The following is a 19275-nucleotide window of genomic DNA, read 5'->3' as shown; positions in this document are numbered from 1 at the left end:
TAGTCGATCGCAGAGAAAAGAGAGAACGACCGGTTCTTTGAAAGTCCACACCAACGCATGGCCGCTACCCGGGCTCTGCGTTGGTGCTTGTTTACTGGTTTCCCACAATGAAAACAACCCTTGCCCGCTGGTTTGACAGCGATGTTGGCTACAGCTTCCGCACATCGCCCATGGCGATGGTGGCCGCTGCCATCGCGCTGATCTGTGTGTTCTGTTCGGTATTTGCCGGATGGGTCGCGCCCCATAACCCCTTTGACCTGGCCACGCTCGAACTCAGCGACGCGCGGCTGCCCCCGGCCTGGAGCGCCGAAGGCTCCATGAAGTACCCCCTGGGCACCGACGACCAGGGCCGGGACATTCTTTCCGCCCTCATCTATGGCGCGCGCATTTCCCTTGTGGTGGGCCTCGCATCGGTGGTGCTCTCCGTGGTGGTGGGCGTGGCGTTTGGACTGCTGGCCGGCTTTCGCGGTGGCTGGATCGATGCCGTGCTCATGCGCCTGTGCGACGTGATGCTTTCGTTCCCCGCCATCCTGGTGGCGCTGCTGATTGCGGGTGTGGGCCGTGCGCTGTTTCCCAACGCGCACGAGTCGCTGGCATTTGGTGTGCTGATCATCTCCATCTCGCTCACGGGCTGGGTGCAATACGCGCGCACGGTGCGCGGCTCCACCCTGGTCGAGCGCAACAAGGAATACGTGCAGGCTGCCCGCGTGACGGGCGTTTCGCCGCTGCGCATCATGCGCAAGCACGTGCTGCCCAACGTCATGGGCCCTGTGATGGTGCTGGCCACCATCCAGGTGGCCACGGCCATCATCACCGAGGCCACATTGTCCTTCCTGGGCGTGGGCGCACCGCCCACCTCGCCTTCGCTGGGCACGCTGATCCGCATCGGCAACGACTACCTGTTCTCCGGCGAATGGTGGATCACCGTGTTCCCCGGTGCCATGCTGGTGCTGATCGCCCTGAGTGTGAACTTGCTCGGCGACTGGTTGCGTGATGCCCTCAATCCGCGCCTGCGCTGAACAAGAACAAGAAAAGCGATATCCCCATGAGTCTCCTAGAAGTCAAAAACCTCGTTGTCGAATTCCCGGGCCGTCGCGGTACCCTGCGCGCCCTGGACGACATTTCCTTCTCCATTGCACCCGGCGAGATCCTGGGGGTGGTGGGGGAGTCCGGCGCGGGCAAATCGCTCACTGGCGCTGCCATCATCGGCCTGCTGGAGCCCCCGGGCCGCGTGGCATCTGGCCAGATCCTGCTCGAAGGCCAGCGCATCGACAACCTGAGCAATGAGGAAATGCGCCACATCCGTGGCCGCCGCATCGGCGCGATCTTTCAAGACCCGCTGACCTCGCTGAACCCGCTGTACACAGTGGGCCGACAGCTCACTGAAACCATCCTGGCCCACCTGCCGGTCACGCCCGCCGAGGCGCGCCAGCGTGCCATTGCGCTGCTGCAAGACACCGGCATTCCGGCCGCTGCAGAGCGCATCGACCACTACCCGCACCAGTTCTCCGGTGGCATGCGCCAGCGCGTGGTGATTGCCCTGGCCCTGGCGGCCGAGCCCAAGCTCATCGTGGCCGATGAGCCCACCACGGCGCTCGACGTGTCCATCCAGGCGCAGATCATCACGCTGCTCAAGAACATCTGCAAATCGCGCGGTGCCGCGGTGATGCTGATCACCCACGACATGGGCGTGATCGCCGAGACCTGCGACCGCGTGGCCGTGCTGTATGCCGGGCGCGTGGCCGAGATCGGCCCCGTGCACGACGTCATCAACAAGCCCTCGCACCCGTACACCAGCGGCCTCATGGCCTCCATCCCCGACATGACGGTGGACCGTGAACGCCTGAACCAGATCGACGGCGCCATGCCCCGTCTGAACGCCATTCCCCAGGGCTGTGCCTACAACCCGCGCTGCCCCCAGACTTTTGACCGCTGCATGACTGATCGCCCCGACCTGATGGACGCAGGCTCCACCCGCGCCGCCTGCTGGCTGCACGCTGGTGCCACGACAAAAACCGAGGTGACCGCATGAGCGCAGCAATGAAAAGCAAGGCTTTGGTGCAGGCGCACGACCTGGCCAAGACTTTTGACGTGTCCGCCCCCTGGCTCAACCGCGTGATCGAGCGCAAGCCCCGCACGCTGCTGCATGCGGTGGACGGCGTGAGTTTCGAGATCGAAAAAGGCAAGACCCTGGCCCTGGTGGGTGAGTCCGGCTGCGGCAAAAGCACCGTGGCGCGCCTGCTGGTGGGTTTGTACGAGCCCACACGCGGCGGCCTCACGTTTGACAACCAGGATGCGCACGCCGCCTTCAAGGGCAACGACGCCAAGGCCATGCGCCGCCGCATCCAGATGATCTTCCAGGACCCGTATGCCAGCCTGAACCCCCGCTGGCTGGTCGAAGACATCATTGGCGAGCCGCTCAAGGAGCATGGCCTCATCACCGACAAGGCTGAGCTCAAGCAGCGCGTGGGTGAACTGCTCAAGTCCGTGGGCCTGTCGCCGCTGGACATGGTGAAATACCCGCACCAGTTCTCCGGCGGCCAGCGTCAGCGCATCTCCATCGCGCGCGCCTTGGCCACCGAGCCCGAGTTCCTGGTGTGCGACGAGCCGACGAGTGCGCTTGACGTGTCGGTGCAGGCCCAGGTGCTCAACATCATGAAGGACCTGCAGCGCGAGCGGCACCTCACCTACCTGTTCATCAGCCACAACCTGGCCGTGGTGCGCCACGTCAGCGACCAGGTCGGCGTGATGTACTTGGGCCGCCTGGTGGAGCTGGCCGACAAACACACGTTGTTTGACACGCCCCGCCACCCGTACACCCGCATGCTGCTCGATGCCATCCCCAAGATGCACGACACCGGCAAGGCCCGCACCCCCGTGCAGGGCGAGGTGCCCAACCCGCTGAACCCACCACCCGGTTGCGCCTTCAACCCCCGCTGCCCGCATGTGAACGACCGCTGCCGCACCGAGCGCCCCCAGCTCAAGAGCATTGGTGGCATCCGCATTGCGTGCCATGCGGTGGAGGAAGGGCGGATCTGATGCCAGCCGCCACGCGGGTTTGCTGACGCGCGGCGGAGGGACTCATCCGGCATTGCTACTGTCGCAGTAGCGATTGCTATCAATAAAATAGCTGCTAGCGCAATGAATACCTGCGCTTGCGGCTATTTTTGCTTGTAAACGCGCAGAAGATGCTCATCCTGGCTCCGCAGTCACTCCTTGGCCGGCTGCCGGCAGGGCCCGCCCCAGCAGGTAGTCAATGCAGGTACGCACCGCACGCGTCTGGTGGCGGTTGGGCATGTAGAGCATGAACATCTGGGTGCCAAAAATGCTCAACCGCCAGTCGTCCAGCGTGGTCAGCACTTCCCCACTGGACACGGCGTCCTGCACCACGTAATCCGGTACCAGCCCTACGCCCAGCCCTGCCAGGATGCCTTGGCGCAGAAACGGAAAGTGCTCCGAAATGAGGGTGGGCTCCAGCAGGGCTTCCTGGCGCTGGTCACCCCGGTACCCGCGCAGGCGCAGCTGCTTGCCCACCACCCCTGCGGTGATCACCGGCGCGGCCTGCAGCGCTTCAAAGCTTTGGGGCAGCCCATGCGCCTCGGCGTACCCCCGCGATGCGCAGGCGATGTAGCGCACGCTGCCCAGGTCGCGCGCCACCAGCGTGGGTGGGGGCTCGGGCATCACGCGGATGGCGATGTCCACCTCATCGCGGATGAGGTCGTCCACCCGATTTTCAAAGCGCACATCCAGCACGATGCCAGGGTACAGCCGCTTGAAGTCGATCAGCCAGTCTGACATCACCATCTGCCCGTAGCCACTGGGCACGCTCAGGCCCACGCGGCCCTGCAGGCCCTGGCCCAGCGTGGCAATGGTCTCGCGCGCAGCCAGCATCTCGTTCTGAATGGCGCGGCCATGGGCATACAGGCGCAGGCCCACCTCGGTGGGCTCCACCCGGCGCGTGGTGCGGCGCACCAACTGCACACCCACTGACTTTTCGAGCTGGTGCAGGTGGTAGCTGACGTTGGCACGGGACATCTTCAGGTTGCGGGCGGCCTGGCTGAGGTTGCCGGCATCGAGGATGTCGACCAGCACGGTGAGGGAGGTGAGTTCCATTGAACAGGGAGGCGGCACGTGATGCCGTTGCGGGGGTGTTTGTCAAAAGATGTTTGACAGTCTGTCAACAGGCTATGTAATTGTCAAGATAACTTCACGCATCAACAATCACCGAGTCATTCACAGGCAGTCAATAGCCATCGACCAGGAGACTTTCCAGCATGGGCGCCGCCATTCCCGCATCTTCCGTTGTCACAACCGCGCTGCAGGGCGATGTGCTTGTCGTCACCATCGACAACCCACCCGTCAACGCCCTGGGCGCCGCCGTGCGCCAGGGCCTGTTGGCCGCCATGCTGCAGGCGCAGGCCGATGCCGCCGTGGCGGCTGTGCTGCTGGTGGGCGCCGGCAAGGCCTTCATTGCCGGGGCGGATATCCGCGAATTCGGCAAGCCACCGGTTGCTCCCATCCTGCCCGAGCTCTGCCGCGCCATCGAAAACCTGAACAAGCCCGTGGTCGCCGTGCTGCACGGCGCAGCGCTGGGCGGTGGGCTGGAGGTGGCTTTGTCGGCCCACTACCGGCTGGCCTTGCCCGCCGCCACGCTGGGCCTGCCCGAGGTGAATCTGGGCCTGCTGCCCGGCTCGGGCGGCACCCAGCGCGCCCCGCGCCTGATGGGCGTGCAGGCCGCCACTGCCCTCATGCTCAGCGGCCAGCCCCTCCAGGCGCAGGCCGCGTTGCAGGCAGGGCTGGTCGATAAGCTGGTGGACGGCACCGACCCGCTGGCCGCAGGCCTGGCCTACGTGCGCGAACTGCTCGCTACCAATGCGCCCGTGCGCCGCACGCGTGACCTCACCATCGCCGAGCCGCAGGCCGCGCTGGCCTGGCTGGAAGCGCAAAAGGCCGAGACCGCCAAAAAGTCGCGTGGACTGTTCTCGCCCCTCAAGATCATCGAATGCGTGCAGGCCGCGTTGCAACTGCCGTTTGACGAAGGCATGGCCCGCGAGCGCGCACTGTTCATGGAGTGCCTGGACAGCCCGCAGCGCGCCGGCCTCATCCACGCCTTTTTTGCCGAACGCGAGGTCGTCAAGGTGCCCGAAGCACAGGCCGCACAGCCGCGCCCCGTGGCCAGCATTGCCGTCATCGGCGGCGGCACCATGGGCGCGGGCATTGCAGTGGCAGCCCTCGATGCCGGCTTGCCGGTGACCATGATCGAGCGCGACGCCGAGTCCATCGCCCGTGGCCGCGCCAATGTCGAGAAGGTTTACAACGCCCTGGTGGCCAAGGGCCGCATGACTGAATCTGCCCAGGCCGCCGTGATGGCGCGCTACACCGGCAGCACCGACTACGCCGACATCGCCCAGGTGGACCTGGTGATCGAGGCCGTGTTTGAAGACATCGAGGTGAAGAAGGCCGTGTTCCGCGAGCTGGACCGCGCATGCAAACCCGGTGCCGTGCTGGCCACCAACACCTCCTACCTCGACATCGACGCCATTGCAGCTGCCACCGGCCGCCCGCAGGATGTGATCGGCCTGCACTTCTTCAGCCCCGCCAACATCATGAAGCTGCTGGAGATCGTGGTGCCCGCCAAGGTGGCGCCCGATGTGGTGGCCACGGCGTTCGAGCTGGCCCGCAAGCTGAAAAAGGTGCCTGTGCGCGCGGGCGTGTGCGACGGCTTTATCGGCAACCGCATCCTGGCCGTGTACAAGCAGGCCGCTGACTACCTGCTGGAAGACGGCGCAAGCCCCTACGAGATCGACGCTGCCGTGCGCGGCTTTGGTTTTGCCATGGGCCCATTCCAGGTGACAGACCTGGCCGGTGGAGACATTGGCTGGGCCACCCGCAAGCGCCGCGCTGCCACGCGCGACCCCAAGGCCCGGTACGTGGAGATTGCCGACCGCATCTGCGAACGCGGCTGGTTTGGTCAGAAGACCGGGCGCGGGTTCTACCTGTACCCCGACGGTGCCCGCACGGGCCAGCCCGACCCGGAAGTGCTGGCCATAGTGGATGCCGAGCGCGCCAAGAAGGGCGTCACCCCCCAAAGCTTTACCGCCGACGAGATCATGCGCCGCTACATGGCCGCCATGGTCAACGAAGGCGCCAATGTGGTGCATGAAGGCATTGCCCTGCGCCCGCTGGATGTGGATGTGACCTTTGTCGCAGGCTACGGCTTTCCGCGCCACCGGGGCGGCCCGATGAAGTGGGCCGACATGACGGGCCTGCCCCAGCTGCTGGCCGACATCGAGGCCTTTGCCAAGGAAGACCCGCTGTTTTGGAAGCCCTCGCCTTTGCTGGTGCAACTGGTGCGGGAAGGGCGCAACTTTGACAGCCTGAACCAGGCTGAAAAGAGCTGAGCCTGCCTCGCGATTCGATTTTCAGATTCATCAAATTCAAATCATTTTGGCCTCTAGCGCTTGATTAATAAGCGCAAGCAGCTATTAAATCAGGAGCAAATCATGCGTGAAGCCGTCATCGTTTCCACCGCCCGCACCCCGCTGACCAAGTCGCACCGGGGCGAGTTCAACGCCACGCCCGGCCCGCAGCTGGCGGCCTTTTCCGTCAAGGCGGCGGTCGAGCGCTCGGGCATCGACCCCGAGCTGATCGAAGACCTGGTGATGGGCTGCGGCTACCCCGAGGGCATCACGGGTAAGAACATTGGTCGTCAGACGGCACTGCGCGCCGGCTTGCCGCTGTCGGTGGCGGGCATGGTGGCCAGCCGGTTTTGCGCATCGGGTCTGCAGTCGGTGGCGATTGCCGCAGGCCGCATCGTGGCCGAGGGCGTACCCGCCATGGTGGCCGGTGGGGTGGAAAGCATCTCGGCCATCCGCGCAGGCAACCCGGCAGACATCGACCCCTGGCTGCAAGAGCACAAGCCCGACCTCTACATGGCCATGATCGATACCGCCGACATCGTGGCCCACCGCTACGGCATCAGCCGCGAAGACCAGGACCTGTTCTCGCTGCAAAGCCAGCAACGCACCGCCGCCGCACAGCAAGGCGGCGTGTTCGCCGACGAGATCGTGCCCTGCACCACGCGCATGATGGAAAAGAACAAGGAGACCGGCGAGGTCACCTACCGCGAGGTGACGGCCACGCACGACAACTGCAATCGCGCCAGCACCACGCTGGAAGGCCTTGCCAAGCTGGAGCCGGTGAAAGGTCCGGGCCAGTTCATCACCGCAGGCAACGCCTCGCAGCTGTCCGACGGCTCCAGCGCCTGCGTGCTCATGGAAGCGAAAGAAGCCGAGCGCCGGGGCCTGCAGCCCCTGGGCGCGTTCCGTGGCTTTGCGGTGGCCGGTTGCGAGCCCGACGAAATGGGCATTGGCCCCGTGTTTGCCGTGCCCAAGCTGCTGGCGCGCCACGGCCTCACGGTGCAGGACATTGACCTGTGGGAGATGAACGAAGCCTTTGCCTCGCAGGCCCTGTACTGCCAGCGCCGCCTGGGCATTCCGTCCGAGCGGCTGAACGTGAACGGCGGAGCGATTGCCATTGGCCACCCCTTCGGCATGACCGGCGCGCGCCTGGTGGGCCACCTGCTGCTCGAAGGCCGCCGCCGCAAGGCCAAGTACGGCGTGGTGACGATGTGCATTGCCGGTGGCATGGGCGCTGCAGGCCTCTTCGAAATCTTCTGACCGTGCGCCACACCACCGAACTCTGAAACTGCAAGCGACCCGATATGGACCTGAATTTCACTCCCCAAGAGGAAGCCTTCCGCGCCGAGGTGCAGGCTTTCTTGAAAGCCAAGCTGCCCGAACGCATCGCCACCAAGGTCAAGGCCGGGCAGCGCCTGACCAAGGCCGACCAGGATGAGTGGCACGCCATCCTGAACGAGCGCGGCTGGCTTGCCAACCACTGGCCCGAAGCCTATGGCGGCCCCGGCTGGGGCGCGGTCGAGAAGTTCATTTTCGACACCGAATGCGCGCTGGCCGGTGGCCCGCGCATCGTGCCCTTTGGCGTGAACATGCTGGGCCCGGTGCTGATCAAGTTTGGCAACGAAGCGCAGAAGCAATACTGGCTGCCGCGCATCCTGAGTGGTGAGGACTGGTGGTGCCAGGGCTACTCCGAGCCCGGCGCGGGCTCGGACCTGGCTTCCGTGAAGACCACGGCAGTGCGAGTCACGGACGAAACAGGTGACCACTACATCGTCAACGGCCAGAAGACCTGGACCACCCAGGGCCAGCACGCCAACATGATCTTCTGCCTGGTGCGCACCGACCGCGAGGCCAAGGCGCAATCGGGTATCAGCTTCTTGCTGGTGGACATGCAATCGCCCGGCGTGGAGCTGCGTCCCATCCGCACGCTCGATGGCGACAAGGAAATCAACGAAGTGTTCTTCACCGACGTGAAGGTGCCCGTCGAAAACCTGGTGGGCGAGGAAAACAAGGGCTGGACGTATGCCAAGTACCTGCTGACCTACGAGCGCACCGGCATCGCAGGCGTGGGCTTCTGCATTGCCGCACTGGCCAAGCTCAAGGTGGTGGCCGCCAAGGTGATGAAGAACGGCCAGCCGCTGGACCAGGACCCGCTGTTTGCCGCCCGCATGGCCCAGGTCGAGATTGACCTGGAGAACATGAAGACCACCAACCTGCGCGTGATTGCCGCCGTGGCAGGTGGCGGAGTGCCGGGGGCTGAAAGCTCCATGCTCAAGATCCGTGGCACCGAGATCCGCCAGGAGATTTTGTCGCTCATCCGCCGCGCTGTGGGCCCGTATGCGCTGCCGTTCATCGAAGAAGCGCAGTACGAGGGCCATGCCGATGAACCCGTGGGCCCGAAGGAGGCAGCGACGGCCGCCGCCAACTACTTCAACTACCGCAAGCTGTCGATCTTTGGCGGCTCCAATGAAATTCAGAAGAACATCATTTCCAAAATGATCCTTGGTTTGTGAGGTTGCCGCGATGAACTTTGAACATACCGAAGACCGCCGCATGCTGGCGGACACCCTGAACCGTTTTGTGGCCGAGCAGTACGGGATCGAAATCCGCAACCACATCGCCTACGGCGACAGCGGCATGGACGCAGCGCTGTGGGGACGCTTTGCGGAGCTGGGTGCGATTGGCGCGCTTTTCCCCGAGGCCGATGGCGGCTTTGGCGGTGCGGGCTTTGATGTGGCCGTGGTGTTTGAAGCCCTGGGCAGTGGCCTGGTGGTCGAGCCGTTTGTGGGTGCACTCATGGTGGGCCGGGCATTGGGCCTGGCGGGCAGCGCTGCGCAAAAGGAACACATCGCCAGCATCATCGACGGCAGCACCGTGGTGACCCTGGCGCACGAGGAAGCCGGCGCGCACTACGCACTGAACCGCGTGACCACCCGCGCCGTGCGCAATGGCGACGGCTGGTTGCTCACCGGCCACAAGGCCGTGGTGCTGCATGGCGACCAGGCTCAACTGCTGTTGGTCAGTGCCCGCACAGCGGGCGCCGTGGACGATGAAGAGGGTATCTCGCTGTTCCTGGTGCCCGCCGATGCCGCGGGCCTGAGCCGCCGTGGCATGGGCCGTGTTGACGGAGGGCGTATGGCTGAAATCACGCTGCAAAACGTGCAAGTCGGCGCCGGCGCGCTGGTGGGCTCGGAAGGCCAAGGTTTTGCCACACTGGAACATGCCGCGGGCTGGGGCATTCTGGCCGTGTGCGCCGAGGCGCTGGGCGCCATGGATGTGGCCAAGAAGCACACGCTGGAATACCTGCAAACGCGCAAGCAGTTTGGTGTGCCCATTGGCAGCTTTCAGGCCCTGCAGCACCGCATGGCCGACCTGCTGCTGGAAGTGGAGCAGGCGCGCTCTGCCGTCATCAACGCAGCGGCCGCGATGGACAGCACCGACCGCACCGAGCGCGAGCGCGCGCTGTCGGCCGCCAAGGTCACCATGGGCCGCATCGGAGCGTTGGTGGCTGAAGAAAGCATTCAGCTGCACGGCGGCATTGGCATGACGTGGGAGCTGCCCCTGTCCCACTACGCCAAGCGCCTCATCATGGTGGACCACCAGTTTGGCGATGAAGACCACCACCTGGCGCGCTTTATCGCGCTGGGTCGGAGTTGAAGCCATGGAGCAGCCACTGCCTCTGCTGCAACGCCGTGAGGGCGCGGTGCTCGTGCTCTCCAACAACAACCCTGCCGCGCGCAATGCGCTGTCGCCCGCGTTCTATGCGGCGCTGACCGAGGCACTGGCACAGGCCGAGGCCGACCCCACCGTGGGCGCCATCGTGCTCACGGGTGAAGGCGGGCACTTTTGCGCGGGCGGCGACCTGCGCCAGTTGGCCAAGCGGCGCGAGCTGCCCGTGGAAGAGCGCCGCGCCAAGCTCGAAGGCCTGCACGACCTGATCCGCACCGTGCGCGATTGCCGCAAGCCGGTCATTGCCGCGGTGGAGGGCGCTGCGGCGGGCGCCGGCCTGTCGCTGGCGCTGGCCTGCGACATGCTGGTGGCTGCGCGCAATGCCGTGTTCTCGGTCGCGTATGTGAAGGTGGGCCTCACGCCCGACGGCGGTGCTACCGCCTTCCTGGCCGAGTTCGTCTCGCGTCAGGTGTTGACCGAGCTGTGCCTCACGGGCGAACGCATCTCCGGCGAGCGGCTGCATGCGCTCGGCCCCGTCAACCGTCTGGCCGAGCCGGGCGAGGCACTCGCCCAGGCCGTGGCCCTGGCTGCGCAAGTTGCCACCGGGCCTGACACCGCGATGGCGAACATCAAGGCCCTGTGCCGCAGCGCCTATGTGCAGTCGCTGGCTGACCAGCTGGAGCTGGAGGCACAGCTGATGGTGATGTCACAGGCCACCGAAGAATCCCGCGAAGGCATCGCTGCGTTTCTGGAAAAGCGCCCCGCCGATTTCGCACGCTTGCGCCAAGCCGCTGCCACTGCCGCTACCCAACCCGACACTACGAAATGACCACTACAACACCGACACCCCCGCTGCCCGAGGGCATGGACTTCCCGCTCGACGGCGTGCGCGTGCTCGACCTCTCGCGCGTGTTTGCCGGGCCGCTGTGCGGCCAGGTGCTGGCCGACTTTGGCGCTGACGTCATCAAGGTGGAGCACCCCGGTCGGGGCGACGACACCCGCGACTGGGGCATGCGCATCGGCAAGACCGAGACCACCTACTACAACAGCATGAACCGCAACAAGCGGTCCATCACGGTGGATTTGCAGACCCCCGAAGGCGTGAAGATCATCCGCGACCTGCTGCCGCAGTGCGACGTGGTAGTCCAGAACTTCAAGACCGGCGGCGCCGAGAAGCTGGGCCTGGGCTACGAGCAGCTCAAGGCCATCAAGCCCGACCTCATCTACTGCTCGGTGGCGGGCTACGACAGTTCCGGCCCCGAGGCCAAGCGACCCGGCTACGACCTGGTGATTCAAGGCGAGGCCGGGCTGATGGCGCTGAACGGCGAGGCCAGCCAGCCACCGCTGAAGTTCGGCGTGGCTGCCGTGGACATGATGACCGGCATGTACGCGGCGCAGGCCGTGCTGGCCGCGCTGTTTCGCCGCAGCACTACGGGCAAGGGCCGCCACATCGAAATGGCGCTGTACGACTGCGGCCTGATGATCACCGGCTACTACGGGCTCGACGCCATGCTGCTGGGCCACGACCCGCAGCGCTACGGCAATGCCCACCCGTCCATCGTGCCCTACGGCATGTTCGAGGCACAGGATGGTCCGCTCATCATCGCCGTGGGCAACAACAGCCAGTTCGACAAGTTCTGCCGCCAGGTGGTGATGCGCCCGGATATCGTCGAAGACCCACGTTACGCCACCAACGTCGAGCGTGCCCGCAATCGACTGACCCTGTTGCCCCAGATGAAGGCGCTGATCGCCAGCTTCCCGCGTGATGTGCTTCTCGAACGCCTGAGCGCTGCTGGCATCCCTTGCGGCAGGGTGGCCGGCCTGCACGAGGCGCTGACCAGCGAGCGTACGCGCCGCGGCGGCCTGCTGCAGGAAATGCCCCACCCCGTGGCGGGCACTACGCATGTGTTCGCGCCGCCTTATCGACTCGATGGGCAGCGCCTGCCCATCCGCAACGCCCCGCCCACGCTGGGCGCCGCCACGCGGGAGGTGCTGCAGCAACTGCTGCAGCTGCCCGAGGCAGAGCTTGAAGCCCTGCGCGACAAGGGCGTGCTCACGCTTCCATCGCTCTAAATACTATAAAAATAATAGCTTTAATCGCTTGTTGGGTAAGCGCTGGAGCAAATTTTCAATCTCAACCAGGAGACAAACATGAAGTTCAATCACCTTCACCGCCGCTGCGTCCTGCAGGGCTTGGCCGCCTTGGCCAGCACCGGCCTGCTGGGTTCCGCCCTGGCCCAGTCGGGCAAGGAGGCCTGGCCCAGCAAGCCCATCAAGCTGATCGTGCCCTACCAGGCCGGTGGCGCCACCGACATCACCGCCCGCACGCTGGGCGAGAAGCTCTCGGCCCGCCTGGGCCAGCCCGTGCTGGTAGACAACCGTGGCGGCGCCGGCGGTGTGACCGGCACCGACCAGGCGCTCAAGTCACCGGCCGACGGCTACACGCTGCTGGTGTCGCTGGGCACCACCATGCTGATCAACCAGTACCTGTACGAGCGCCTGCCGTACCAGCCGCAAAAGGACCAGGCCCTCATCACGCAGATCGCCCTGGCTCCGGTGGTGCTGCTGGTGCATCCGCAGCTGCCGGTGTCCACCGCGGCCGAGCTGATGAGCTATATCGACCGCAACAAGGGCAAGGTCGCCTACGGCTCGTGGGGCATGGGCTCGTATGCCCACCTGGCTGGCGCCTGGCTGTCCGACAAGCACAAGGCCGACATGAATCATGTGGCCTACAGGGGCGAGGCGCCCATGCTGCAGGACCTGGTGGGCGGGCAGTTGCAAATGGCATTTGCCAGCCTGCAGTCGGCCCGGCCGTACATTGATTCCGGCCGCCTCAAGCCGCTGGCCGTGACGGGCACCCAGCGCATGGATGCGCTTCCCAAGCTGGCCACCATGGCCGAGCAGGGCATCAAGGACGAGGTGTTCCAGGTGACAGGCTGGTTGGGCATGAGCGCCCCGGCCAACACCCCGCCGGAGGTCGTGGCCCGCCTGGGCCGTGAGCTGCAGGCCGTGATTGCGCTGCCTGAGGTGCGTGAGCGCATCCAGCAGATGGGTTTCATCCCCGTCGGCAGCAGCCCCGAACAGTTCGGCGCCCAGTTCAAAAAAGATGCACCCGTCTGGGAGCGCGTGGTCAAGGTGTCCGGCGCCAAGCTGGACTGATGCAACCCCTCCAACAACCTGAGCCCGTTTTGACCCCAATGTTTGTCTCTCGCACCTTCGCAGCCCGCCGCGCCGTGCTGGCCGTGTCTGCCGCTCTGGCGGCCAGCGTCCTGTGGGGCACGGCCCCGGCACACGCCCAAGCCTGGCCCAGCAGGATGATCAAGCTGGTGGTGCCCTTCCCGGCAGGCGGCCCTACCGATACTGCCTCGCGCATCGTGGGCCAACGCCTGGCCGAACGGCTGGGCCAGCCCGTGGTGGTGGAAAACCGTGCAGGTGCTTCGGGCTCCATCGCTGCCGCCCAGGTGGCCAAGAGCCCGGCCGACGGCTACACGCTGATGATGCTGGCCACGCCCACGCTGCTGGCGCCGCATCTGTACAAGAAGGCGGGCTACGACACGGTGAAAGACTTCACGCCCGTGGCCACGGTGTACGACCTGCCCATCGTCGTGGTGGTCAATCCTGCCCAGATGCCTTCTGTGACCGACCTGCAAAAGCTCATTACCCATGCCAAGGCCCGTCCAGGTCAGCTCAACTACACCAGCTCAGGTGCGGGCAGCTTTGGCCATTTGAGCATGGAGCTGCTCAAGCAGATGGGGGGCTTTGAAATGCAGCACATTCCCTACAAAGGGGGCGTGCCCGCCATTACCGACACCATCGGCGGCCAGGTGCCGCTGATGTACGCCGATCTGGTGGCTGCGCTGCCGCACATCCAGACGGGGAAGCTGCGCGCCATCGCAGTAGGATCACCCCAGCGCGTGGCCATGCTGCCCGATGTCAAGACCATCGCCGAGCAGGGCTTCAAGGGCTACGAGGCCGTCTCGTGGGGTGGTCTGCTGGCGCAGCCCGGTACGCCCAAAGCCGTGGTGGACCGCATCGCAACCGAGGTGCAGCAAATCCTGGCCGAGAAGGACACGCAGGACAAGTTGTTGACTGCAGGCGCCATCGCTGCATACCAAGCGCCCGACAAGATGGCCCGCCGCATTCAGCAGGACTATGTCAAGTGGGGTACTGTGATCCGCGACAAGGGCATCTCGAACGAGTAAGCCTGCGCACCCGCACTCCCACAACAAAAATCAAGGAAAACAATCCCATGAAAGTTCTCGTCCCTGTCAAGCGCGTGGTGGACTACAACGTGAAGGTCCGCGTGAAGTCGGACAACACGGGTGTGGACATCGCCAACGTGAAGATGAGCATGAACCCCTTTGACGAAATCGCCGTTGAAGAGGCCGTGCGCCTGAAAGAAAAAGGCCTGGTGACCGAAGTCATCGCAGTCTCCTGCGGCGTGGCCCAGTGCCAGGAAACCCTGCGCACTGCCATGGCCATCGGTGCAGACCGCGCCATCCTGGTGGAAACCGACGTCGAGCTGCAGCCCCTGGCCGTTGCCAAGATCCTCAAGGCCCTGGTGGACAAAGAGCAGCCCGGTCTCATCATCCTGGGCAAACAAGCCATCGACGACGACGCCAACCAGACCGGCCAGATGCTCGCGGCCCTGGCAGACCTGCCCCAGGCCACGTTCGCCAACAAGGTCGAACTGACGGCCGACAAGGTCAGCGTGACGCGTGAAGTGGACGGCGGCCTGGAAACCTTGGCGCTGACACTGCCAGCGGTCATCACCACCGACCTGCGCCTGAACGAGCCCCGCTACGTCACCTTGCCCAACATCATGAAGGCCAAGAAAAAGCAGCTCGATACCGTCAAGCCCGAAGACCTCGGCGTGGACGTGGCCCCGCGCCTGAAGACCCTCAAGGTGACCGAGCCCGCCAAGCGCGGTGCTGGCATCAAGGTGGCCGACGTGGCCGCTCTGGTCGAGAAACTCAAGAACGAAGCGAAGGTGATCTAAATGTCGGTACTCGTTATTGCTGAACACAACAACGCGTCCATCAAGGGCGCCACGCTGAACACCGTGACGGCCGCTGTGGCCTGCGGTGGCGACGTGCACGTGCTGGTGGCTGGCCACAACGCCGGTGCAGCCGCCGCCGCAGCCGCCCAGGTCGCCGGTGTCGCCAAGGTCATCCACGCCGACGCCCCTGGCCTGGAACACGGCCTGGCCGAGAACGTGGCCGCGCAAGTGCTCGCCATCGCAGGCAACTACAGCCACATCCTGTTCCCCGCCACCGCCAGCGGCCGCAACGTGGCCCCCCGCGTGGCCGCCAAGCTGGACGTGGCGCAGGTCAGCGACATCACCAAGGTGATTTCTGCCGACACCTTCGAGCGCCCCATCTACGCCGGCAACGCCATTGCCACCGTGCAAAGCGCAGACAGCGTAAAGGTCATCACCGTGCGCGCCACGGGCTTTGACGCCGCAGCCGCCACGGGCGGTTCCGCAGCCGTTGAAACCGCCGCAGCCACCGCAGACGCTGGCAAGAGCAGCTTCATGGGCAGCGAAATCGCCAAGAGCGACCGCCCCGAACTCACGGCCGCCAAGATCATCGTCTCCGGTGGCCGAGCCCTCGGCAGCAAGGAAAAGTTCGACGAAGTGATGACGCCGCTGGCCGACAAGCTGGGCGCCGCTTTGGGTGCCAGCCGCGCCGCAGTGGACGCAGGCTACGCCCCCAACGACTGGCAAGTGGGCCAGACCGGCAAGATCGTGGCGCCGCAGCTGTACATCGCAGCGGGTATCTCGGGCGCCATCCAGCATTTGGCGGGCATGAAGGATTCCAAGGTGATCGTGGCGATCAACAAGGACCCTGAGGCACCGATCTTCAGCGTGGCCGACTATGGGCTGGAAGCGGATCTGTTCACGGCCGTGCCGGAGCTGGTGAAGGCGCTGTAGGAGCAGCGCATACGGAGCAAGGCATCCGGCACCGCGATTCGGGTGCTATTGAAAACATAGCTGTTTGCGCCTGATTGGAAAGCGCTACAGCCTGTTTTGACTAAAAAAGACCAAGGAGACAAGACCATGAACGCTTCCCTTTCCCGCCGCCGTGTCGTGCAAGCCGCTGGCGCAGCGCTGGCCAGCGCTGCCCTGCCCGCGCTGGCACAAACGGCCTGGCCGAGCAAGCCGATCAAGATCATCGTGCCCTACACGGCGGGCGGGTTTACCGACCAGATGGCGCGTCTGCTGACTTTGGGCCTGCAAAAGCAGTTCGGTCAGTCGGTTGTCATCGACAACAAGCCCGGCGCCAACAGCATCATCGGCGTGGATGCTGTCGCCAAGTCCACTCCGGACGGTCACACCTTTGGCGTGGTCATTCCGGCCTTTACCGCCAACACCACGCTCTACCCCAAGCTGCCCTACAACCCGCGCAAGGACCTGGTGGGGGTGTCGCTGCTGGGTGTTTCTCCACTGGTGGCAGCGGTGGCCCCCAATGCACCGTTCAAGACGGTGAAGGAACTCGTGGCCTATGCCAAGGCCAACCCGGGCAAGGTGAGTTTTGCCTCTTCAGGCACGGGCTCTGCCGCGCACCTGACCAGCGAGTTGCTCAAGTCACTCACCAAGACCTTCATGGTCCATATACCCTACCGCGGCGCCGCGCCGGCGCTGACGGATTTGCTCGGCGGCCAGGTGCCTTTGTTCCTCGACCCTCCGCCCAACCTGATTCAGCCCGCCAAGGCAGGCCGCATCACCCTCATCGGCGTGGCCAGCGAAAAGCGCTTGCCCATGTTGCCCGACGTGCCCACCTTCATCGAACAGGGCGTGCCCGGCATGCTGGGCAGCACCTGGGCCAGCATGATTGCTCCCGCCGGCACGTCGCGCGACGTTGTCAAGCGCATGTCGGACGCGGTGAACGCCATCATCCAGAGTGAAGAGACCAAAGCCAAGCTCGAAACCATGGGTACCTTCGGAGAGGGCACCACACCGGAGGCGTGCGATGCCTTCTTGGCTGCTGAAACGACCAAGTGGGGCAAGGTGATCCGCGACGCGGGTGTCACGCTGGACTGAGAAGGTGTGCACCCGGCCTGGCCTGACGGCCAGGATTTACGCGTAGCGCTTGGCCCGCAGGTTCTCTTTCATCTGCTGCAGGATCGGCTGCAGCGAGCTGCCGATGCGCAGCGCCACGCAGGTGGCCAGCACGTCGATGATGAGCAGGTGCATCAGCCGCGACACCATGGGGCTGTAGCGGTCGTAGCCCTCGGGGTGGTCGGCGGCCAGGTGGATCTGGCAGGTGCTGGCCAGGGGCGAGCCGCTGGCGGTGATGGCGATGGTGGTGGCGCCGTTCTTGCGGGCGATGTCGGCGGCGTCCATCAAATCGCGGGTGCGGCCCGAGTTGGAGATGATCACCGCGCAATCGCCCGGGCCGAGCAGGGTCGCGCTCATCACCTGCATGTGGCCGTCGCTGGTGGCAATGGACGTGACGCCCAGACGGAAGAACTTGTGCTGCGCGTCCTGTGCCACGATGCCCGAGTTGCCCACGCCGTAGAACTCGATGCGTTTGCCGGTTTTCCAGGTGGCTGCAATCGCCTCGGCCGCACGCTCCAGCGCCACGGTGCTGGCGGCATTGCGGTATTGCAAAAAGGCCGCCACGGCGTTGTCCACCACCTTCACCAGCACGTCGCCGGTCTTGTCGTCGGCGTCCACGCTGCGGTGGATGAAGGGCACGCCTTCGCTCACGCTGCCTGCCAGCTTGAGCTTGAAATCTGCCAGTCCGTCATACCCCATGCTGCGGCAAAAGCGCACCACCGTGGGTTTGCTCACGTGCGCGCGTTCGGCCAGTTCACGCACGGGCAGGCGTGCAAAAGTGCGTGGGTCGGTTAGCACCAGCCGGGCAACGCGCTGTTCGGCGGGGGCCAGGGAGGGCAGGGAGGCGGTGATGCGGTCGAGCATGTCTCAGTCAGGGTGTGCAGCGCGGGCTGCTCAGGTGAGGCCTTCGAACAGGTTTGGGGGAACCATTCTTAATGTAACTTGGTTCCCAAGGCGGCGGGGAGGGCGCCATCCCTGCCTTTCAACCTGCTTGCACCCGGTCTGGGAGTTTCCCCCCTGACCCTGGCCTGTCTGCAGGACTAGCATCCTTGCATCGCGTTAATCACGTTATCCAGATACTGAGGAGACTCCCATGCGCAAACCTTTGCTGACGAAACTTCTGGCCGGTGCGGCCCTGGTGGCCACCGCCTCCGGCAGCTGGGCCCAGGGCCAGGTCAACATCATCTGTTCGGTGCAGGCCGAGTGGTGCAACCTGATGTCCACGGTGTACGCCAAGACCACCGGCACCAAGGTCAACATGACGGCCAAGGGCTCAGGCGAGGCCCTGGCGCAGCTCAACGCCGAGCGCGCCAACCCCAAGACCGACATCTGGTTTGGCGGCACAGGCGACCCGCACCTGCAGGCGGCCGAGCAGGGCCTCACGCTCGAATACAAATCGCCCCAGTTGCCGCAGCTGTACCCCTGGGCGCAAAAGCAGGCGGCGGATTCCAAGTACCGCACGGTGGGCGTGTACCTGGGCCCGCTGGGCTTTGGCTACAACAAGGAGCTGCTGGCCAAGCGCAAGCTCAACCCCCCGCAGTCGTGGGCCGACCTGCTCAGGCCCGAGTTCAAGGGCGAGGTGCAGATGGCCAACCCGGCATCGAGTGGCACGGCCTACACCATGATCGCTACGCTGGTGCAGATCATGGGCGAGGAAAAGGCGTTTGAATACCTCAAGGCCCTGCACCCCAACATCAGCACCTACACCCGCTCGGGCACGGCGCCCGTCAAGGCGGCCGCCCGGGGCGAGACCACGGTGTCGGTGAGCTTCGTGCACGACGTGACCACTGAGGCGGTCAATGGCTTCCCCGTGGGCTCGGTCACGCCTTCGGAAGGCACGGGCGCCGAGGTGGGCTCCATGAGCATCGTCAAGAACGGCCCCAACACCGAGGCCGCCAAGAAGTTCTACGAATGGGCACTCACGCCAGGCGGCCAGCAGTTTGGCCTGGCGGCCAAGCAGTTCCAGCTGCCCAGCAACACGCAGGTGCCCAAGGACCCGCGCATGACCGACCCTTCCAAGATGAAGCTCATCAACTACGACTACGCCAAATACGGCGCCAGCGCCGAGCGTCGCCGCCTGATTGCGCGCTGGGAAAAAGACGTGCAGAACGCGGCGCGCTAAGGGGT

General features: G+C 65.1%; 17 protein-coding genes. 15 read left to right on the top strand and 2 right to left on the bottom strand.

All coding sequences use genetic code 11. The annotated features are described in order from the left end of the window. Nucleotides 1-107 precede the first annotated feature (107 nt). The 3 genes from ACQ4MJ_RS16845 to ACQ4MJ_RS16835 are packed head-to-tail and all read left to right on the top strand — an operon-like array spanning nucleotide 108 to nucleotide 3039. Entirely contained in the window at nucleotides 108-1019 is a 912-nt protein-coding gene (locus tag ACQ4MJ_RS16845) for an ABC transporter permease (RefSeq protein ID WP_055398531.1), read from the top strand. Between the two features lie 26 nt (nucleotides 1020-1045). Next, on the top strand, nucleotides 1046-2032 hold the full coding sequence (locus tag ACQ4MJ_RS16840) for an ABC transporter ATP-binding protein (RefSeq protein ID WP_121422335.1): 987 nt from the start codon (nucleotides 1046-1048) through the stop codon (nucleotides 2030-2032). Then, complete coding sequence (locus ACQ4MJ_RS16835; protein ID WP_121422336.1) at nucleotides 2029-3039, top strand: ABC transporter ATP-binding protein; 1011 nt, start codon at nucleotides 2029-2031, stop codon at nucleotides 3037-3039. The genes ACQ4MJ_RS16840 and ACQ4MJ_RS16835 overlap by 4 nt, the downstream gene beginning before the upstream one ends. A gap of 153 nt (nucleotides 3040-3192) precedes the next feature. Here ACQ4MJ_RS16835 and ACQ4MJ_RS16830 read toward each other — a convergent pair whose 3' ends face one another. Beyond that, nucleotides 3193-4113 carry a LysR family transcriptional regulator gene (locus ACQ4MJ_RS16830; protein ID WP_056745237.1) on the bottom strand — a complete coding sequence of 307 codons (921 nt, stop codon included), beginning with the start codon at nucleotides 4111-4113 and terminating at the stop codon, nucleotides 3193-3195. A 161-nt stretch (nucleotides 4114-4274) separates the two neighbouring features. On the opposite strand from ACQ4MJ_RS16830, the gene ACQ4MJ_RS16825 reads away from it, so the two are divergent. From ACQ4MJ_RS16825 to ACQ4MJ_RS16775, 11 genes are all read left to right on the top strand, one after another. Next, nucleotides 4275-6401, top strand: a complete 2127-nt coding sequence (locus ACQ4MJ_RS16825; RefSeq protein WP_431151903.1) for a 3-hydroxyacyl-CoA dehydrogenase NAD-binding domain-containing protein — start codon at nucleotides 4275-4277, stop codon at nucleotides 6399-6401. A gap of 102 nt (nucleotides 6402-6503) precedes the next feature. After that, on the top strand, nucleotides 6504-7679 hold the full coding sequence (locus ACQ4MJ_RS16820) for an acetyl-CoA C-acyltransferase (RefSeq protein ID WP_055398527.1): 1176 nt from the start codon (nucleotides 6504-6506) through the stop codon (nucleotides 7677-7679). 44 nt (nucleotides 7680-7723) lie between these two features. Continuing rightward, nucleotides 7724-8932, top strand: a complete 1209-nt coding sequence (locus ACQ4MJ_RS16815; protein ID WP_431151904.1) for an acyl-CoA dehydrogenase family protein — start codon at nucleotides 7724-7726, stop codon at nucleotides 8930-8932. Nucleotides 8933-8942: 10 nt separating this feature from the next. Then, the gene (locus ACQ4MJ_RS16810) at nucleotides 8943-10076 is read left to right on the top strand and encodes an acyl-CoA dehydrogenase family protein (RefSeq protein ID WP_431151905.1); all 1134 of its coding nucleotides are present in this window, start codon (nucleotides 8943-8945) and stop codon (nucleotides 10074-10076) included. Nucleotides 10077-10080: 4 nt separating this feature from the next. Continuing rightward, nucleotides 10081-10917: an oxepin-CoA hydrolase, alternative type gene (locus ACQ4MJ_RS16805; protein ID WP_431151906.1), complete on the top strand. Its 837-nt coding sequence runs from the start codon at nucleotides 10081-10083 to the stop codon at nucleotides 10915-10917. Further along, nucleotides 10914-12161 carry a CaiB/BaiF CoA transferase family protein gene (locus tag ACQ4MJ_RS16800; RefSeq protein WP_431151907.1) on the top strand — a complete coding sequence of 416 codons (1248 nt, stop codon included), beginning with the start codon at nucleotides 10914-10916 and terminating at the stop codon, nucleotides 12159-12161. The genes ACQ4MJ_RS16805 and ACQ4MJ_RS16800 overlap by 4 nt, the downstream gene beginning before the upstream one ends. Before the next feature lie 78 nt (nucleotides 12162-12239). Then, nucleotides 12240-13247, top strand: a complete 1008-nt coding sequence (locus ACQ4MJ_RS16795; RefSeq protein ID WP_121422343.1) for a Bug family tripartite tricarboxylate transporter substrate binding protein — start codon at nucleotides 12240-12242, stop codon at nucleotides 13245-13247. Between the two features lie 38 nt (nucleotides 13248-13285). Further along, a complete protein-coding gene (locus ACQ4MJ_RS16790) occupies nucleotides 13286-14290 on the top strand; it encodes a Bug family tripartite tricarboxylate transporter substrate binding protein (RefSeq protein WP_431151908.1) in 1005 nt (334 codons plus the stop codon). Between the two features lie 47 nt (nucleotides 14291-14337). After that, complete coding sequence (locus ACQ4MJ_RS16785; RefSeq protein WP_431151909.1) at nucleotides 14338-15087, top strand: electron transfer flavoprotein subunit beta/FixA family protein; 750 nt, start codon at nucleotides 14338-14340, stop codon at nucleotides 15085-15087. Beyond that, on the top strand, nucleotides 15088-16020 hold the full coding sequence (locus ACQ4MJ_RS16780; RefSeq protein ID WP_431151910.1) for an electron transfer flavoprotein subunit alpha/FixB family protein: 933 nt from the start codon (nucleotides 15088-15090) through the stop codon (nucleotides 16018-16020). 126 nt (nucleotides 16021-16146) lie between these two features. Beyond that, nucleotides 16147-17130 carry a tripartite tricarboxylate transporter substrate binding protein gene (locus ACQ4MJ_RS16775; protein ID WP_431151911.1) on the top strand — a complete coding sequence of 328 codons (984 nt, stop codon included), beginning with the start codon at nucleotides 16147-16149 and terminating at the stop codon, nucleotides 17128-17130. A 36-nt stretch (nucleotides 17131-17166) separates the two neighbouring features. On the opposite strand, the gene ACQ4MJ_RS16770 is transcribed toward ACQ4MJ_RS16775, so the two are convergent. Then, on the bottom strand, nucleotides 17167-18012 hold the full coding sequence (locus ACQ4MJ_RS16770; RefSeq protein WP_055394300.1) for a MurR/RpiR family transcriptional regulator: 846 nt from the start codon (nucleotides 18010-18012) through the stop codon (nucleotides 17167-17169). Between the two features lie 229 nt (nucleotides 18013-18241). Here ACQ4MJ_RS16770 and ACQ4MJ_RS16765 point away from each other — a divergent pair, with 229 nt between their 5' ends. Beyond that, nucleotides 18242-19270, top strand: a complete 1029-nt coding sequence (locus ACQ4MJ_RS16765; RefSeq protein ID WP_431151912.1) for an ABC transporter substrate-binding protein — start codon at nucleotides 18242-18244, stop codon at nucleotides 19268-19270. Nucleotides 19271-19275: the final 5 nt, after the last annotated feature.

Source organism: Acidovorax facilis, from assembly GCF_050626955.1.
Lineage (GTDB): Bacteria > Pseudomonadota > Gammaproteobacteria > Burkholderiales > Burkholderiaceae_C > Acidovorax > Acidovorax facilis.
The sequence above is the reverse complement of the archived record's forward strand: the minus strand, read 5'-3'. Positions and strand labels throughout refer to the sequence as shown.

Coding starts and splice junctions, on each gene's coding strand:
- ACQ4MJ_RS16775 (WP_431151911.1), top strand. CDS start 16,147: ATGAACGCTTCCCTTTCCCGCCGCCGTGTCGTGCAAGCCGCTGGCGCA.
- ACQ4MJ_RS16805 (WP_431151906.1), top strand. CDS start 10,081: ATGGAGCAGCCACTGCCTCTGCTGCAACGCCGTGAGGGCGCGGTGCTC.
- ACQ4MJ_RS16815 (WP_431151904.1), top strand. CDS start 7,724: ATGGACCTGAATTTCACTCCCCAAGAGGAAGCCTTCCGCGCCGAGGTG.
- ACQ4MJ_RS16820 (WP_055398527.1), top strand. CDS start 6,504: ATGCGTGAAGCCGTCATCGTTTCCACCGCCCGCACCCCGCTGACCAAG.
- ACQ4MJ_RS16810 (WP_431151905.1), top strand. CDS start 8,943: ATGAACTTTGAACATACCGAAGACCGCCGCATGCTGGCGGACACCCTG.
- ACQ4MJ_RS16780 (WP_431151910.1), top strand. CDS start 15,088: ATGTCGGTACTCGTTATTGCTGAACACAACAACGCGTCCATCAAGGGC.
- ACQ4MJ_RS16795 (WP_121422343.1), top strand. CDS start 12,240: ATGAAGTTCAATCACCTTCACCGCCGCTGCGTCCTGCAGGGCTTGGCC.
- ACQ4MJ_RS16835 (WP_121422336.1), top strand. CDS start 2,029: ATGAGCGCAGCAATGAAAAGCAAGGCTTTGGTGCAGGCGCACGACCTG.
- ACQ4MJ_RS16840 (WP_121422335.1), top strand. CDS start 1,046: ATGAGTCTCCTAGAAGTCAAAAACCTCGTTGTCGAATTCCCGGGCCGT.
- ACQ4MJ_RS16790 (WP_431151908.1), top strand. CDS start 13,286: ATGTTTGTCTCTCGCACCTTCGCAGCCCGCCGCGCCGTGCTGGCCGTG.
- ACQ4MJ_RS16825 (WP_431151903.1), top strand. CDS start 4,275: ATGGGCGCCGCCATTCCCGCATCTTCCGTTGTCACAACCGCGCTGCAG.
- ACQ4MJ_RS16845 (WP_055398531.1), top strand. CDS start 108: ATGAAAACAACCCTTGCCCGCTGGTTTGACAGCGATGTTGGCTACAGC.
- ACQ4MJ_RS16800 (WP_431151907.1), top strand. CDS start 10,914: ATGACCACTACAACACCGACACCCCCGCTGCCCGAGGGCATGGACTTC.
- ACQ4MJ_RS16765 (WP_431151912.1), top strand. CDS start 18,242: ATGCGCAAACCTTTGCTGACGAAACTTCTGGCCGGTGCGGCCCTGGTG.
- ACQ4MJ_RS16785 (WP_431151909.1), top strand. CDS start 14,338: ATGAAAGTTCTCGTCCCTGTCAAGCGCGTGGTGGACTACAACGTGAAG.
- ACQ4MJ_RS16830 (WP_056745237.1), bottom strand. CDS start 4,113: ATGGAACTCACCTCCCTCACCGTGCTGGTCGACATCCTCGATGCCGGC.
- ACQ4MJ_RS16770 (WP_055394300.1), bottom strand. CDS start 18,012: ATGCTCGACCGCATCACCGCCTCCCTGCCCTCCCTGGCCCCCGCCGAA.